Origin of the sequence: Domibacillus indicus (assembly GCF_023715895.1) — a bacterium.
GTDB classification, from domain to species: domain Bacteria; phylum Bacillota; class Bacilli; order Bacillales; family Domibacillaceae; genus Domibacillus; species Domibacillus indicus_A.
Window position 1 is genome coordinate 379049 of sequence record NZ_JAMBOO010000003.1, and the last position, 15845, is coordinate 394893.

Genomic DNA, 15845 nt, shown 5'->3' on the forward strand with positions numbered 1-15845 from the left:
TCACCTCATCATGTAAGCGGCATTTCCAGCCGCTACAACAGCGGCCATGAATAGAAAATACATAAAAGACACGAGTGCCAGCGCAGCCAGCATAAATGACATCGTTTTGCCAATAATATCTAGCAGTGACGCAGCCGCTGAGTCACCAAGCGGCTGCAGCACGGCGGCAGATGCCTTATACAGGATGACGAGCACCATTAGTTTTACGACGGGAAAAAGGGCTGTCAGCGCCAAAAGCCCAATGCCGGCCACACCGGCTGTATTGTGAATCATTAAAGCGGCCCCGGAAGCCGTGTCCGCGGCATCCGCCATCATGCGCCCTACAACCGGCACAAACGTACCGCTTATAAATTTTGCTGTTTTGACGGTTAAACCGTCTGCCGCCGCAGCAGTCACGCCCCTTAAAGTCAAAATGGTCAGAAACACCGTCATAAACGCACTGAGAAGCCAGATACTGACCGTTCTAAGGAGTGCAGCAATCCGATCGGCATTGTAGTGGTCGGAAAGCAAACTGACCAGGCTGAAAACAACCGAGAAGATCAAGCACGGTAAAATAATCTGGTCAATTAAAATGCCGGACGCATTCATCATAAAAAGAAGCAGCGGCGGGAATAAAGCAGCAGAGGCTACAGCGCCGCTTATCGTCAATAAAGCGATCAAGACCGGCATAAAGGCCATCATAAAAACGGTCATTTGCTCTACCGCACCCGAAATAGACTCGACAGCGAGCCGGAATGTGCCCATAGCCAGTATAAAAATCGGAATCAATACGGCTGCTTCTGCTGTCTTCGTTACCGTCTGCGTTTCCAATGCTTGTCCTACTGTTTTAAGCACAGCTGCCAAAATGGACAGCAAAAAAATAATGGCTAAGCTTTGCGCGTGTGTGGTCACCTCAAAAAGCACATAAGACTTCAATGCCGACATCCAGCTTTCGGGAGAAAACAAAGCAGCTAAATCGATATTTCCGGAATCAAACTCCATTTTTCTTGGCAAAAAAGGACCGTACAGCTGCTTTAATTCGCTCCACCTTTTTTCAAGCGCCGATAAATCCGCTTGCTCCATTATCGGCTGCCATATAGATCCCATGGATCACCGCCCCGGAAGCATGTTTAACACTGTTTCAATCAAAATGGTTAAAATCGGCAGGATAAGCGCCAAAATAATAATTTTCCCGGCTATCTCCATTTTTGCCGCAAGCGCCTGCTGACCGGCATCTTTCGCAATATTAGCGATAAATTCCGATATAAAGGCTACGCCAACCGCTTTTAAAACGGTCTCAATATAAAGGGTTTCCACTCCTGCATAGGCAGCCATTTTCCGGACGGCCGCAATCAACTTGGCCATTTCGTCTGCAAACTGGAATAAAAGAATACTGCACGTAAACAAAACAAACAGCAAAGAAAAACCCGGATTATACTCCTGAAGCAGAATGGCTAAAAAAACAGCGACGAGTATAATAGCGGCAATATGAGTAATGGCAATGATCCACCGCTCCTGTCATTGAAATAAAAATACGGATTTGATTTTTTCAAACAGCTGGCCAACAATAGTAGCCGCCATAAATAAAATGTAAACAAAGCCAAACAGCGTGACCCACTGGGCATATTCTTTTTTTCCAAGCTGGTCTAAAATGGTGTGCAGAAAAGCAGCGACAATGCCAATGCCTGCAATTTTAAACAGTAAATCCACGTCCATATCCATCTATCGACCCACCCTATAGGAGCAAAATGGCTGTCATAAGTCCACACAGCAGGCTGACGGACCGTGTCATGCCGGAAAGCCTTTTTTCTTCGATCGCTGCTTCCTCCCGCTGCTTTTCAAGCTGCTTTAAAACAAGCTGGAGCTTTCTCGCTTCTGCCGTCTGGTTTACAGTCCCCAGCATACAGCCTGCCTGTTCTACAACCTGTAAGTCCCTTTTTTTCAATGCCAGCCCGATACCCTGCTTTTTTAAAACAGCGGACCAAAGATCACCGGCACTTTTTTCTGAGACGGCCAGCGCTTCAGCAAATTCTGCAAAAGCCAGATTGGCAGGCTTTTCAATCGTTTGGGAAATAGAGCGCGCAGCCGTTTCCATCGATTCAGCACCATAAGCAATAGAAGACTCAAGCATCATCAGGGCTGTTTCAAACTGGCGAATTTGACGAACACGCTCCCCGTATGACCTGGACTTGTGCCAGCCGATAAACAAGCTCGCTGCGATAATAAAAAGAGCCCCTGCCCACTTCATCCGGCCGCTTGCCTTTCCTTTTTTAAAATCGTAAAGCCATGCTCCTGGTTTACTTCAATATACGTATCAAACAAGCCGCTTTCTTTAATTTGGCGAATAACGGGACGACGAAGCGCTTCTTCTAAGGAGCGTGCATGAACAGTGGCAATCACCGCAATGCCTGCATGGAGGGCTTCAGAAAGCGCCTGTGCATCCTCTGGCCGTCCAATCTCATCTACAATCAAAACTTCCGGGCTCATCGAACGGATCATCATCATCATGCCTTCCGATTTAGGACATGCATCAAGTACATCTGTTTTCATGCCAACGTCGAGCTGGGGAACCCCATAGAGACAGCCGGCAATTTCAGATCTTTCATCGACGATGCATGTTTTCACCGGCTTTATATTCCGCTTGTCCTCCCCCGTACCCGCAATGCGGGCAATATCCCGCAGCAGCGTTGTTTTGCCGGACCTTGGGGGACCAATCAGCAGCGTACTTTTCCATCCGTCTTCACATAAAGATGCCAGCAACGGAAGAGCTGCTCCTTTTTTTTGCTTGGCGATCCTAATATTGAAGAATGATAAGTTTGTCATCGAAGACACCGTTCCGTCTTTTAAAACAGCTTGTCCCGCCAGACCGATCCGATGTCCTCCTTCGATCGTTAAATAACCGCGCTTTAATTGCTCCTCAAGCCGGTATACAGAATGTTTGGTGATTTTATGAACAAACGCGGCACGGTCCTGCTCAGAAAAACAAGTAGACAGCACGTACGGCTTTGGTCCTGACAGCTCTATACGCTGCCCGGTTCGAAGCCGGATTTCTTCAATCGCCGGATCGCTTTTCAAAAGGGGACTGACAGCTTGTAGCGTCGATTCGGGTAAATAAGGGATAATGGTTTTATAGGGCAATCCGCCGCCTCCTTCCGCTCTTTCCACATTGTATGACTGAAGAAGGCATATTATCCATGAAAAAAACCGCCAAGAGATTGGCGGTTTAATATTTATGAGCGAAATTGCGACAGCGCACTTTGGGCAAGTGTCCGGTAAGCAATATCGTCCATTGGCGGATTATGAAGGCCTGCACGAACGTTTTGCCAGTACCGGTGAAGCGGGTTTTTCGCAGACAAGCTTCTCGCACCGACAATCCGCATGGCTATATCGGTTACTTCAATAGCCGTGTTGGTTACAAACGCTTTTGCGGCGGCCATTTGCGGACCGATCGGATTCTCTGGTTCCCGGTCATACAGCTCTGCCGTTCGGTACAAAAATTGACGGGCAGCCATCAGCTTGGTTTCCATTTCACCAATAGACTGCTCCATTACCGGCAATTCGCCGATCGGGTGATCGAGTGCAGCCGGCGTATAAGAGGCCGCAAACTTGAGCGCATAATCACGGGCGGCACCGGCAATGCCAATGTAACAAGCCGGGATGTGAAGAAGAGACCCTTTTCGGCGAAGCCGCTGGGACTGATCAAGCTTCTCCACAATATAATCAGCCGGAATTCTCACATTCTCGAGAATTAAATCATGGCTCGCTGTTCCACGCATGGCTACACTGTCCCACGTTTCCCGTATGGAAACTCCTTCGGCAGACATCGGTACAAGAAACACAGCTGCCTCTTTTGTCTCACCAATCGATGCAGAGACAAATACGTAATCCAAGACGGGCGCTGCAGAGGTAAATGTTTTTCCCCCGTTGATTACATATTCCTGGCCGTCACGAACGGCATTTGTTTTAAATCGTGCCCCTCGAAGCGGGCTTCCTGCATTGCGTTCACTTGCTGCCGCATTGACCAGTTTGCCGTTTTGGATTTCTTCTACAAGAAAGTCAGCAATTGCCGGGTTCCAGTGCCGGTATTCTGCATATTCCATCAGGATGCCGGTATGCCATCCAATCGAAAGACCCGTTGCCCCGCATCCTTTTGCGATCAATTCCTGATGCTGGATAAAATCAACGAGTGACATTCCTCCGTTTTGCGGAAGCATCGCTTTTGTATAGCCGATCTCCTTTAAATCTTTTATATTTTCAAACGGAAAAGAATTCAGCTCGTCTAGTGCCGGTTCTCTAGATTGAAAGGCCGGAATCAGCGGCTCGATTTTTTCTTTCATATTCAACACGATCGACCTTCTTTCTCTTTATCTTCTTTCATCGTACGAATAAGCAGGACAGAACGCAAATAAAAAGGGCATACCTGTCAGGTACGCCCTAAAAAATCATTATGCACGCGATACGTATGATCCGTCTGTTGTATTGACGATCAGTACGTCACCTTCGTTTACGAAGAACGGCACGTTTACAGTAAGTCCTGTTTCTACAGTTGCCGGCTTTGTACCTCCTGATGCTGTATCGCCTTTGATGCCTGGTTCTGTTTCTGTTACTTTTAATTCTACTGTGTTTGGAAGCTCTACACCAAGTGTTTCTGTTCCAAACATCATAATGGATACTTCCATGTTCTCTTTCAAGAATTTTAACTCATAGTCAATTTGAGATGCTGGAATTTCGATTTGTTCATATGATTCGTTATCCATGAACACGTGCTGGTCGCCGTTTGCATACAAGTATTGCATACGACGGTTGTCGATTTGTGCTTTTCCTACTTTTTCACCGGCGCGGAATGTTTTTTCCTGAATGGCACCCGTACGAAGGTTGCGCAGCTTTGAACGAACAAACGCTGCTCCTTTTCCTGGTTTTACGTGCTGGAAATCTACAACGCGCCAAATGCCGTTGTCTACTTCAATCGTTAAGCCTGTACGAAAATCGTTTACTGAAATCATGTGTGTTCCTCCTGGGGTTTTTACAAAATAATAAGTTCTTTAGCAGAATGTGTGAGCCGTTCATTCCCGCTGTCTGTAAGCAGGATATCGTCTTCGATCCGGACGCCGCCGATACCCGGCAAATAAATGCCCGGTTCCACTGTTACAACCATACCGGATTCGAGCGGTTTATCACTTGTTACCGAGAGTCTCGGACTTTCATGCACTTCAAGGCCAAGGCCGTGTCCAGTGGAGTGGCCAAATGCATCTCCATATCCTTTTGATGAAATAATATCGCGTGCTACAGCATCTGCCTCGGCACCTGTCATTCCAGGCTTGATTTGATCTACCGCAGCCATTTGCGCTTCCAATACAATCGCATAAATTTCCTTTAGCTGCTCGGATGGTTCTCCAACCGCTACTGTACGGGTGATGTCCGATGCATATCCTTTATAGTATGCGCCAAAATCAAGCGTAACAAAGTCGCCTGACTGGATTTCCTTTTCACTCGCTACACCGTGCGGCAAAGCTGAGCGGGCACCTGAAGCAACAATAATATCAAAAGAGGAAGAATCTGCACCGCATTTTCTCATGAAAAATTCAAGTTCATTCGATACATCAATTTCTCTTACTCCCGGCTTTAGAAAATCCAAAATATGCTTGAACGCTGCATCTGCGATGTCACACGCTTCCTTTAATATCTTAATCTCTGGTTCGGTCTTAATCAAGCGCAAGTTTTCCACGATTCCTGCCACCGGTTTGAGTGTCCCGTTGAAATACTTTTGAAGCAATTCAAACTCCTGGTAAGAAACGTATTCTTTTTCAAAACCAAGCGTCTGTACACCAAGTGCTTCTGCTTTCTGCATAGCTTCTTCGAAAATCGATTTTGTATGCTGGACGATCGTAAATCCAGCTGCCTGCTTTGCTGCCTGCTCTGTATAACGAAAATCGGTCATAAAAACGGCTTCTTCGCTTGTAACGAGCACAGCGCCTGATGTACCGGTAAACCCGCTCACATAGCGGCGATTATAAGGGCTCATAATAAACAAGCCATCCAGTCCCTGCTCAGCTATTTTTGAGCGCAGCTTTTCAATCTGTCCCATTTTCTCAGCCCTCCCTGTTTACCAAAAAGTCGAGTGCCATTTCGTAGCCATACAGCCCGAAGCCGCACAGCTGTCCTACCGCGTGAGGTGCTGTAACTGAATGATGCCGGAAAGCTTCTCTCTTATGAATATTCGAAATATGTACTTCTATAATCGGTACGTTAATCCCTGCTGCTGCATCAGCAATAGCATAGCTGTAGTGGGTGAATGCGCCGGGATTAAAAATAATCCCATCCATTCCTTCATCCTCTGCTAGATGAAGCCGTTCCACAATTTCCCCTTCAAAATTGGAGTGAAAGGTTACTACTTCCACGCCTGCCTGCTCCCCGCGTTTGATCAGCCGTTCCTCAAGCTCGGCAAGCGTCGTCGTTCCGTAAATATGCGGTTCACGCTTTCCAAGCCGGTTCAGGTTTACCCCATTAATAAGCAAAATTTTCTTCATTTCTTATCCCCCGGCTATTCATTTTCCCGACTAGTTTACCATATTTGCCCGGCTTCTGACTACTTGGCTCTTTCGTAATGCCAGGAAATTGTGAGGCTGATAAACAAGAAATAACCGAGCAAAAGAGAAAAAATGGTGACAAGGTGCAGGAGCGACCGGTCAGCACCGAAAAAAACAAACAAAAAAAAGAAAACAGTTATGGAAATTCCAACGGGGAAGGGCTTTCTTTTACGGAACAGCGCATAGTATAATAAAGAGAGTACAATAGAAATAAGCACACTTATCACTAAGGCAATTCCGTATTTTACAAGCAGCGGCAGCGGGAAAGCAGTAAGCATAAAGACAGGGTTCCAGTTCATAAAATGAAAGGTATAAGAAAGCCAGCTGAACAGCAGCAGCAGCAGGCCTGCCATCACCCCGGTCTCACTTATCATACGCCTTGAATAATCAGAATGTTTAGAATTGTTGGTTCGAATCATTTCTTTCCTCCTTCAAGCAGGTCCCGCTTTTATTTTAGCCGGATTATCGCTAAAATATGATTACTATACGTCCTAGCTAAAGGATGAACGAAAGAAGGAACGAACACATGAGTAATGAGAAGCCGGTGTATGGCGGGCAGGCCGTTGTTGAAGGTGTTATGTTCGGCGGAAAAAATCATACGGTTACCGCCGTACGGCGCAACGATGGATCGATTGAATATTTCCATCTGCCCCGCACGATTCGCCCCGCCCTCCAGACAATGAAAAAAATTCCTCTTCTTCGCGGTATCGTTGCCATTTTAGAAGCTGCTGCCACAGGGTCTAAACATTTAAACTTTGCCAATGACCGGTATGATGTCCCGCCGGGTGAAGAAGAAGCAAAAGCAGAAGAGCCGTCGAAGTTTACCCTTATGTTTGGGGTAGCGCTCGTTGGGATTTTATCGTTCCTGTTTGGAAAATTTATTTTTACTCTTGTACCGGTTGGACTGGCTGAACTAACAAGGCCTATTTTTCAAAGTGATATGGCCCAGATCTTGGTAGAAGGGCTGTTTAAATTACTCCTGCTGCTTGTTTACATTTGGGCCATTTCGATGACGCCGCTTATTAAACGTGTATTCCAATATCACGGAGCGGAGCATAAAGTAATAAATGCTTATGAAAATGGGCTTTCGCTGACTGTGCAGAATGTGCAGGCCTCTTCCCGGCTTCATTACCGCTGCGGATCCAGCTTTATTTTATTTACGGTTATTGTTGGTGTTTTTGTGTATATGCTTGTACCGACTGAGCCATTTTATGTACGAGTGCTTAACCGGCTTGCTCTTATTCCTGTTGTGCTTGGCCTTTCTTTTGAGGTTCTGCAGCTCACAAACAAAGTTCGTGATGTTCCCGGCTTAAAGTGGCTTGGGTATCCTGGACTTTGGCTTCAACTTTTAACCACAAAGGACCCATCAGATGATCAAGTGGAAGTGGCGATCGCCTCTTTCAAGAAATTAATTTCCATTGAAGAAAGTACTGAAAAAGGATTAAAAGCAGACGAAATTGTCTAATATGTAAGTAACACTATTTTTCCGGGAGGTGGCTTTAATGAATGTTCGCACTGTTGTCGTTTCCGTCATTACTGCACTCGCTGCCATTGGTCTTGTGTCAATGATGATCACCTCTCCCGGGCAGCTCGTGCAGCAAATTGCTTTTGCTGTAATCACTGTTGCGATTGTGATGTTCTTGCTCCGGCTGTTTATGCGTAACCGGACTGGAGGAAACCGCAGCGAAAACCGCGCTTACTCTAAAGCTGTGAAACAATCCAAAAAACGCTACGCCACAAAAACAGGTTTTAAATCGAAACCATCTGTTGCTTTCACGACAGGAAAGCCGAAAAAGAAAGCAGCCCGCCGCAAGAAAGCCTCACATTTAACTCTTATTCAAGGAAATAAAGGAAAGCGAAGCTCCCGAGCTTCTTCTGAATGACTCTGCCGGATATCCGCGCAGGGTTTTTTTATTGCCGTCAATATATAAAAAGCCGCCCTTTTTATTCAAGGGCGGCTTTTTGGAGGCCTTCTTTTTCTTATAATCCACATTTCAGCTGGGCGCCGCAGTTCGTACATGTGTTGCAGCCGCCGAGCTCTTCTACTGTTCCTTTGCGGCAGACCGGGCAAGTATTGCCGACTTCACTGCCAATTGTCACATTCGTTGAACGAAGATCCTGAATCGTATCAATTAAAACAACGTGGTTTTCATGTTGTTTCGGTTCTGTTTTCTCTTCTTCATCCCATGTGTTTTCTTCTGCTTTCAGCGTAAGCACCTGGGAATCACGGCTTCCGTCTACATAAACCGTGCCGCCTTTTGCCCCGCCTTTGTAAAGACGCTCATATACGCTTTCTACCTGCTCAACTGTATAGCCGCGCGGTGCGTTTACGGTTTTGGAGATAGAGCTGTCAATCCACCGTTGAATCACACACTGAACATCTGCATGCGCTTCTGGTGCCAGGCTCATCGCTGTTACAAAGTAATCCGGTAATTGATCGGGATCTGCTTCTGGATTGCGCTCCAGATAGTCTTTTACAATATCCGCTTTGACCTCAATAAATTTACCAAGACGTCCGCTGCGGTAGTACGTAAAGGAGAAATATGGCTCCAATCCCGTTGATACACCCACCATCGTTCCAGTAGAACCCGTTGGTGCTACAGTTAACAAATGCGAATTGCGAATACCGTTTTGAAGAATAGCTTCCCGTACATGATCCGGCATTTTTTTCATGTAGCCTGTATGAACAAATGCCTCACGAAGACGATTGGTTTCACCTTGCGTTTCTCCCTCAAGGAATGGGAAACTGCCTTTTTCTTTTGCCAGCTCTACAGACGTTTCGTAGGCTGTTACAGCAATCGCTTCGAACACCTGGTCAACAAGGGCATTTCCTTCTGGAGAACCATATTCTTTTTCGCAATAAATAAGCAGGTCCGCCAGTCCCATTACACCAAGACCGACCCGTCGTTCACCGAGCGCCTGTTTTTTGTTTTCCTCAAGGAAATACGGTGTCGCATCGATAACGTTATCCTGCATACGGACACCTGTGCGAACCGTTTGTTTTAATTTATCAAAGTTCACCGTTTTCGAATCCTTGTTCGCCATTTCAGCAAGGTTAACGGCTGCTAAATTGCAGACTGAAAATGGTGCAAGGGGCTGCTCACCACATGGATTTGTTGCAACAACCTGCTGGCCATATGCTTTTGCATTGGTCATTTCATTGGCATTGTCGATAAAGAAAATGCCTGGTTCTGCTGAATAGGTCGCACATACATTAATTAAGTTCCATAGCTCGCGCGCTTTAATTTTGCGGTACGTGCGAACTTTATGTCCCTCGCGCTCCCATTCACGGACATCGCCGACTTTGTGCCAATTTTCGTTGTAATATGCCATTTCTTCTTTGTTGTACGTTTCTACAGCCGGAAAACGAAGCTCATAATCCGCATCTTTTTCCACTGCATCCATAAATTCATTCGTCAGGCAGATTGAGATATTGGCACCTGTTAAAAACTCAGCGTTATGAACGCTGTATGTTCCGCCGGTGCGAAGTTTCTCTTCCGCTTCTTTGATAATTTCGGGACTGAAGCCGCCATAGCCCGGGATGTTTTTGTAATTCACCACACCCTGGTACATTTGCTCTTCCCGGTCAGTCAGCGGCTTAAAGTTTAGTTTATCCTTTGCCGCTTTTTGAATTTGCTCATCTTCTGTATTTTCAAGAAGGTAGCGCAAAATACGCGGGTTTTGCATTTTTGAAATAATAAATTCTACAATGTCAGGATGCCACTATTATACCGTCCTTTTCAGGATACTTTAACTCTGCTTTTGCAGACGGGATAGACTATATCATCACCCTCAGCATGACCTGTTAGGGGCTGGGCGCTTCGAAAAGCATATGCTTTTCTACTCTACTTCCACTAGCTATATTCGTTAGTGTTTTCGATAGTCGTTGAACCTTCACCTTAAACGGTGCTTGGCTGCAGATTATCCAATGCGCTCAATTTTTAAGCATTTCACGCTCACCGTTTCCAGTCACGTTGTAGCTTGAACGCCTCTAAGGACTTTCCTGCAATTCACCCAGTTTACTTGCCGTTCATTGTCTGAACGACGCGGACTAGCATAAAAACATTAATCCGCCAGCATAATCATTTGAGCACCTCTGCGCGATCCGCCTTGCTCAACAAGATGTGTCAACTTGGCAATATCATCAAGCCACGAAACTGATCCAGATGACTTCCCATTTACGCCGCGGGCAAGGGTATTGCGCGGACGAAGAGTGGAACCGTTCGTTCCGACACCGCCGCCGCGGCTCATAATTTCCATTACCTGCTTACGATGCTCGGATATGCCTTCACGTGAATCAGCTACAAATGGCATCACATAACAGTTAAAATACGTCACGTCTGTGTCTGCCCCCGCTCCGTATAATACACGGCCCGCCGGAATAAAGTTTAAGCTTACAAGTTCGTTATAAAATTTATCGAACCATTCTTTTTTCTTTTCATCTGTTTTTTCAACAGATGAAAGCCCTGCTGCATTGCGTTTTGCAATCTGCTCGTAAAAAACTTCAAGCGGCTTTTCAATCACATCAAGACTGCGGTGAATAATACCTGTTTCTGCTTCTTTTGGATCATCGATCGCACTGCGGTATTCTTCATCAATCAAAATCGATGCTCTTTTCGCTTCTCGGTCGAGCGATACGACAAAGCCTGTCCCACGAGCTGGGAATTTAGGATCTTCTTTAATTGTTAAAACAACAAAGTCGCCTTCAGACAGGGTAATTTTTTCAGTATCTTTAAATGAATATCGGTCAATCATAACCAGGCGGGAAACGCCTTTGTGTGTAATGTTCATTTCCGGCGTGATCGGGAAAACCTGCGGGAAAATGCTGATGTCCTTGTTTAACTGGTCGACGTTCAGTGACATAACCTTAGCGGACGTAGCAGACATGGAAACAACTCCTTTTGTATTCTGTTGAAAAAAAGCGAAAACAAACACAATATATTGTGTTTGTTTTCAATTTTATATTCTATATATTGATTTAGATCTTGCGGTTTGTCAAGCGGCCGCCCTTCTACTCATCCTCTGGCAGGCCTTGAAATCCAAGAGAAAAAAGCAAAAAAAATAATTTTGTCGAACCTCTTTTTATCTACGAAAATTCCAATCCGGATTTTCATACCGATCTTTTTGAATTGTTTCAATTTGACGTTTTTGGTCATCTGTTAAAACGAGTGGTTCAAGGTGAATATTAAGCCCTTCTTCAAACCCTTGTTTGAACGCAACACGTGCTTCATCGAGCGTTACCGGTTCAGCCCGCAGCGCATTAATCGCAACTGCTTTGTTTCCAAACGCCTTCTTCATCCGCTCTTTTACCCGGTCGTTTGGATAGTGAAACAAGCTGAACAGCTTGTCTTCATCCAAATCAAGCAGGATAGAACCGTGCTGCAGGATTACCCCTTTTTGCCGGGTCTGCGCGCTTCCCGCCACTTTTCTTCCTTCAACGACAAGCTCATACCAGCTTGGCGCATCAAAACAAACGCTTGAACGCGGATTTTTTAAACTTGCTTTTTCCTCCTCTGTCCGTGGGACAGCAAACTCTGCAGCAAGTCCAAGCTTACGGAATCCTTGAAGCACGCCTTCAGAAATGACCCTGTATGCTTCTGTTACACCTGTTGGCATGTCTGGATGCTCTTCACTCACAATCACACTGTACGTTAACTCATGCTCATGAAGCACGCCTCTTCCGCCAGTCGGACGGCGTACGAAGCCAAGCCCATAATTTCGGACAGCGTCAAAATCCACTTCTTTTTCCGCTTTTTGAAAATACCCAATGGACAGAGCCGCCGGCTCCCAGCCATAAAAGCGGACGACGGGCGGGATCAGACCCTTGCTGTGCCAATCAAGCAGTGCCTCATCCACAGCCATATTATAAGCTGCATTTTGATTTCCAGTATCAAGAAAAGCCCATGTTTCTTTTGCCATCATATACGCCTTCTTTTCTTAGTAAATTTCCTCACTCAGTCTATCAAATTGACCCTGAAATTCAAAGGCGAACACGCTTCTTTTTTTAAAGAGAATTTTCTTTTCTTCTTATAACCATATCGATATAATAAAGGGAGCAGTTTATTCGAAAGGGGAACACAACGTTGCTTTATTCTATTGCCGCGGTACTCGGTGCCATTATTTTGTACGCGATCTTTATGTACTTTTCCCAAAAGCGTGCAGTAAAACCGCTTAGTCAGGAAGAATTTGTAAAAGGATACCGGAAAGCGCAGCTGATTGATGTGCGCGAACCGAATGAATACAATGGCGGCCACATTTTAGGAGCCCGGAACATTCCTGTTACGCAAATGAAGCAGCGAATGAAAGAAATTCGCCCGGACAAGCCTGTTTATTTGTATTGCCAGAGCGGCCTTCGCAGCGGCCGTGCTGCACAAATGCTATACAGAAAAGGATACCGCGACATTTACCATCTGCAAGGCGGATTTAAAAAATGGACCGGAAAAATTAAAACAAAATAAAAACAGCCCTGTTTAAACAGGGCTGTTTTTGTTTGTCCGCTTGTGTATGTTCTCCCCTTTTTACGGGCAGGCTAGGGACAGCTCATGAAATCGAAAGGAGACTTCGAGATAAATGAAGCCTGCTATTATGTATGATGATACTTGGGCAGATGCACTCGAGCAAAACTTAAAAACCGCTTCAACACCCGGCGGCTGGGCACTTTTTAATTTAACAGCCGAGATGAAAAAGCAAATTTTGCCTTCCCGCTTTGATGGGTTGCTGGCGCCTGATTTTCTGCCGCATATGCAGTTTCTTCCCCACCAGCTGAAAACGGCCCAGACCGTAATGGAAGAAATGAGCGGAACCGCTATTTTAGCAGATGAAGTGGGCCTCGGAAAAACCATTGAAGCCGGACTTATTTTAAAAGAATATATGCTGCGGGGCCTTGCTTCCCGCATCCTTATATTAGCACCCGCTTCCCTGGTCAGCCAGTGGGCCAAAGAACTGCGTGAAAAATTTCAAATTTTCGCGCTCGTCCAGCGGAAAAATCCTGACTGGTCTTGGAACGGTGTTCAGATTGCATCGATTGATTCGGCCAAACAGCCGAAGTTTGCCGATGCATTTGCGGATACGTTATTTGATATGATTATCATCGATGAAGCACACCGATTGAAAAATCCTGCTACAAAAAATCACCAGTTTGTCAGCCGCTTAAATAAAACATACTGCCTGCTGCTGACAGCCACACCGGTTCAGAACAACGCAGATGAATTGTTTCACTTGGTTTCTCTTTTAAGACCCGGGCTTTTTGGCAGCAACGGGTTCTTCCAGTCTGAATTTAAAGATGGAAAGCGCTCCGTTCAAAACCATGATGCTTTTCACGCCCTGCTCAGGCAGGTCATGATACGCAATACCCGGACAGATGTGGAAAGCGAGCCTATAAAACGCTTTATTCAAACTATCCGGATCGACCCGTCAAAAGAAGAAAAAGCGTTTTATGACTCGCTGTCCGAATGCCTGCCAAGCTCCATTACACTTCTGACGCTGCAACGGGAAGCATGCAGCAGCAAGTATGCGGCCCTGGCGACTCTGCAAAAGCAGGAAGGGTTTGACAAAACAAAAGTCGCGGCACTCGCTCAAGCTGTTGACCGAAATTCCAAAGCTGAAAAAGCATTAGAAATTGTGAATAGCCTGGAAAATGAAAAGGTGCTTATTTTTACTCAGTATCGGGCAACCCAAGAATATTTAGAGCTGTTTTTTCGTTATCATCAAATTCCGGCTGTTTCTTTCCAAGGAAAGTTCAAAAAAGGAAAAAAAGATTGGATGATTGAACTTTTCAAAGGTCCAGCGCGGGTGCTGATTGCCACGGAAGCGGGCAGTGAAGGATTGAACCTTCAATTTTGCCGCCATGTTATCAATTTTGACCTTCCATGGAACCCGATGAAACTCGAACAGCGAATTGGACGTGTGCATCGTTACGGTCAGACTGAGAACGTCCACATTTATCATCTTGCCTATAAACAATCAGTGGAAGACCGCATGCTCTCTTTGCTTTACGAAAAGATCGCTCTTTTTCAAACGGCTATCGGAAAGCTGGACAATATTTTGGATCAAAACTGGATTGAAGAACACTTGCATGATACATTCCACTCATCCAAAAGTGTTAGAGAGTGGGAAATAAAAATGCAAAACCTTGCAGCTGCATTGGAGTGAACAACATTGATGTCTTTTCTTCGTTCCTTTTTTACTGCCTGTGAATGTCCTATTCTTGAAGAATCTGAACACTCGTTAAAGGTTCAGTTAACCGAAGAAGCAGATCGTTCCCTGATGAACCGCCCTTTTTATTGGCACTACAAAGACCGGCTCGGCCAGGCAGGCGACCCGATGAGCGTCACCTTTTTTACAAAAGACCCTGGCCGGCCGCTCAAACACCAGGAAGAATATATTACATTCGGGTCCCCCCGTTTTCATCAGCTTCTTTCCTATGCTCAAAAAAAAGCATCGTTTGTCAAATTGTATGAAACAACAAACGGATCGGGAACCATTCAGCTTGATCCTTGGCTGTTTGTTCATTTTCACCTTTCCTATGAAGCAAACAGCAAAAAAGAAAAGCTCGTTCCGCTTGCTCTTCATTTAATCAACGGAGCTTTTTCGGATCAATTTTTGGAACAAGCTGGCTCTCTGTCTCTCAGCCACTCGATCAGTCCTTACCATTATGTGCTCTCGCCTCTTATTACACCCGCAAGCGGCTTGAACCGGCTAAAGCAAAAAATATGGAGAGACTTGATGGAAGAAGAGCATGGCTGGGCTCAAACGGCTCTTAAAAAACAAAAAGCAGAGCTTAAGCTTCTTCAGTCTTTTTTTGACCAGGAGGAAGAGGATAATACGCATTATGAACGGGAAAAAGCAGCCATTATGCGCCGTTTTGAACCAGTGATCCGTGTTTCGGTTTTGAATGGCGGGCTTTTCTATCTGGCTCAGACAAAATAATTAATGGTATTCAACCCGGCTGAGAAACGATTCCAAGCGGGGATCGTATACATAAGTGGCACGAAAAAAACCGTCAGTATGAGTTGTTGTGATTCGAATCTGCCAGTTTTGTTCAGCTGTTTCCGTTACTGCAGTGTTTGTTGTGCCCAGATTTGTTTCTATATCAAAAGAAGCAGGCTCTGACTGGGTTAAAAAGCGCCGCAGCGCCATCAGCTCAGCCACACGAAACTCATAATAGTTTGTTAAATAATCCGCTGTTTTCCATTTGGTCACGGCAGCATCTGCAGCTGACACAGATGCTGCCATAATCAGTACTAAAATAAGCAAAACATGCGGAAAAATCATTCCCTG

The 15845-nt window shown here is 45.5% G+C and carries 17 protein-coding genes and 2 pseudogenes; 5 read left to right on the plus strand and 14 right to left on the minus strand.

The genetic code is table 11. The annotated features are described in order from the left end of the window. The 10 genes from spoIIIAE to M3221_RS08290 form a co-directional block, all read right to left on the minus strand. On the minus strand, positions 1 to 1086 hold the full coding sequence (gene spoIIIAE, locus M3221_RS08245) for a stage III sporulation protein AE (protein WP_251271009.1): 1086 nt from the start codon (positions 1084 to 1086) through the stop codon (positions 1 to 3). Positions 1087 to 1089: 3 nt separating this feature from the next. Then, positions 1090 to 1398, minus strand: coding sequence for a SpoIIIAC/SpoIIIAD family protein (locus M3221_RS08250; protein WP_251271010.1), 309 nt, complete (start codon positions 1396 to 1398; stop codon positions 1090 to 1092). 99 nt (positions 1399 to 1497) lie between these two features. Then, complete coding sequence (gene spoIIIAC, locus M3221_RS08255) at positions 1498 to 1701, minus strand: stage III sporulation protein AC (protein ID WP_242233513.1); 204 nt, start codon at positions 1699 to 1701, stop codon at positions 1498 to 1500. A 13-nt stretch (positions 1702 to 1714) separates the two neighbouring features. Beyond that, positions 1715 to 2227 (minus strand): hypothetical protein, encoded by a 513-nt coding sequence (locus M3221_RS08260; protein WP_251271011.1) that lies wholly within the window; start codon positions 2225 to 2227, stop codon positions 1715 to 1717. Further along, on the minus strand, positions 2224 to 3117 hold the full coding sequence (spoIIIAA, locus tag M3221_RS08265; RefSeq protein ID WP_251271012.1) for a stage III sporulation protein AA: 894 nt from the start codon (positions 3115 to 3117) through the stop codon (positions 2224 to 2226). Before spoIIIAA ends, M3221_RS08260 begins: the two co-directional genes overlap by 4 nt. A 92-nt stretch (positions 3118 to 3209) precedes the next feature. Next, complete coding sequence (locus M3221_RS08270) at positions 3210 to 4316, minus strand: acyl-CoA dehydrogenase family protein (protein ID WP_251271126.1); 1107 nt, start codon at positions 4314 to 4316, stop codon at positions 3210 to 3212. 108 nt (positions 4317 to 4424) lie between these two features. Then, complete coding sequence (gene efp / locus M3221_RS08275; protein WP_242233510.1) at positions 4425 to 4982, minus strand: elongation factor P; 558 nt, start codon at positions 4980 to 4982, stop codon at positions 4425 to 4427. 20 nt (positions 4983 to 5002) lie between these two features. After that, complete coding sequence (locus M3221_RS08280) at positions 5003 to 6064, minus strand: M24 family metallopeptidase (RefSeq protein ID WP_251271013.1); 1062 nt, start codon at positions 6062 to 6064, stop codon at positions 5003 to 5005. Positions 6065 to 6068: 4 nt separating this feature from the next. Next, the gene (gene aroQ, locus M3221_RS08285) at positions 6069 to 6506 is read right to left on the minus strand and encodes a type II 3-dehydroquinate dehydratase (RefSeq protein WP_251271014.1); all 438 of its coding nucleotides are present in this window, start codon (positions 6504 to 6506) and stop codon (positions 6069 to 6071) included. Positions 6507 to 6565: 59 nt separating this feature from the next. After that, positions 6566 to 6985, minus strand: a complete 420-nt coding sequence (locus tag M3221_RS08290; RefSeq protein WP_251271015.1) for a YqhR family membrane protein — start codon at positions 6983 to 6985, stop codon at positions 6566 to 6568. A gap of 107 nt (positions 6986 to 7092) precedes the next feature. Here M3221_RS08290 and M3221_RS08295 point away from each other — a divergent pair, with 107 nt between their 5' ends. Together M3221_RS08295 and M3221_RS08300 are read left to right on the plus strand one after the other, a co-directional pair. Next, positions 7093 to 8031, plus strand: a complete 939-nt coding sequence (locus tag M3221_RS08295) for a DUF1385 domain-containing protein (RefSeq protein WP_251271016.1) — start codon at positions 7093 to 7095, stop codon at positions 8029 to 8031. Positions 8032 to 8068: 37 nt separating this feature from the next. Beyond that, complete coding sequence (locus M3221_RS08300; protein WP_251271017.1) at positions 8069 to 8449, plus strand: SA1362 family protein; 381 nt, start codon at positions 8069 to 8071, stop codon at positions 8447 to 8449. Positions 8450 to 8546: 97 nt separating this feature from the next. Here M3221_RS08300 and M3221_RS08305 read toward each other — a convergent pair. The 3 genes and pseudogenes from M3221_RS08305 to M3221_RS08315 all read right to left on the minus strand — a co-directional run. Further along, positions 8547 to 10289 (minus strand): annotated as a pseudogene (locus M3221_RS08305) (vitamin B12-dependent ribonucleotide reductase); the annotation flags it as partial. A 345-nt stretch (positions 10290 to 10634) separates the two neighbouring features. After that, positions 10635 to 11453 (minus strand): annotated as a pseudogene (locus M3221_RS08310) (ribonucleotide reductase N-terminal alpha domain-containing protein); the annotation flags it as partial. A gap of 195 nt (positions 11454 to 11648) precedes the next feature. Next, entirely contained in the window at positions 11649 to 12485 is an 837-nt protein-coding gene (locus M3221_RS08315) for a lipoate--protein ligase family protein (RefSeq protein ID WP_251271018.1), read from the minus strand. A 218-nt stretch (positions 12486 to 12703) separates the two neighbouring features. Between M3221_RS08315 and M3221_RS08320 the strand changes: the two genes are divergently transcribed. The 3 genes from M3221_RS08320 to M3221_RS08330 all read left to right on the plus strand — a co-directional run bounded on the left by M3221_RS08320 (position 12704) and on the right by M3221_RS08330 (position 15494). Further along, positions 12704 to 13024, plus strand: a complete 321-nt coding sequence (locus M3221_RS08320) for a rhodanese-like domain-containing protein (protein ID WP_242233756.1) — start codon at positions 12704 to 12706, stop codon at positions 13022 to 13024. Positions 13025 to 13136: 112 nt separating this feature from the next. Continuing rightward, entirely contained in the window at positions 13137 to 14717 is a 1581-nt protein-coding gene (locus tag M3221_RS08325) for a DEAD/DEAH box helicase (protein ID WP_251271019.1), read from the plus strand. A gap of 9 nt (positions 14718 to 14726) precedes the next feature. Then, positions 14727 to 15494, plus strand: coding sequence for a YqhG family protein (locus M3221_RS08330; RefSeq protein ID WP_251271127.1), 768 nt, complete (start codon positions 14727 to 14729; stop codon positions 15492 to 15494). On the opposite strand, the gene M3221_RS08335 is transcribed toward M3221_RS08330, so the two are convergent. Beyond that, the gene (locus M3221_RS08335; protein ID WP_251271020.1) at positions 15495 to 15839 is read right to left on the minus strand and encodes a hypothetical protein; all 345 of its coding nucleotides are present in this window, start codon (positions 15837 to 15839) and stop codon (positions 15495 to 15497) included. It lies immediately after the preceding gene. Positions 15840 to 15845 lie beyond the last annotated feature (6 nt).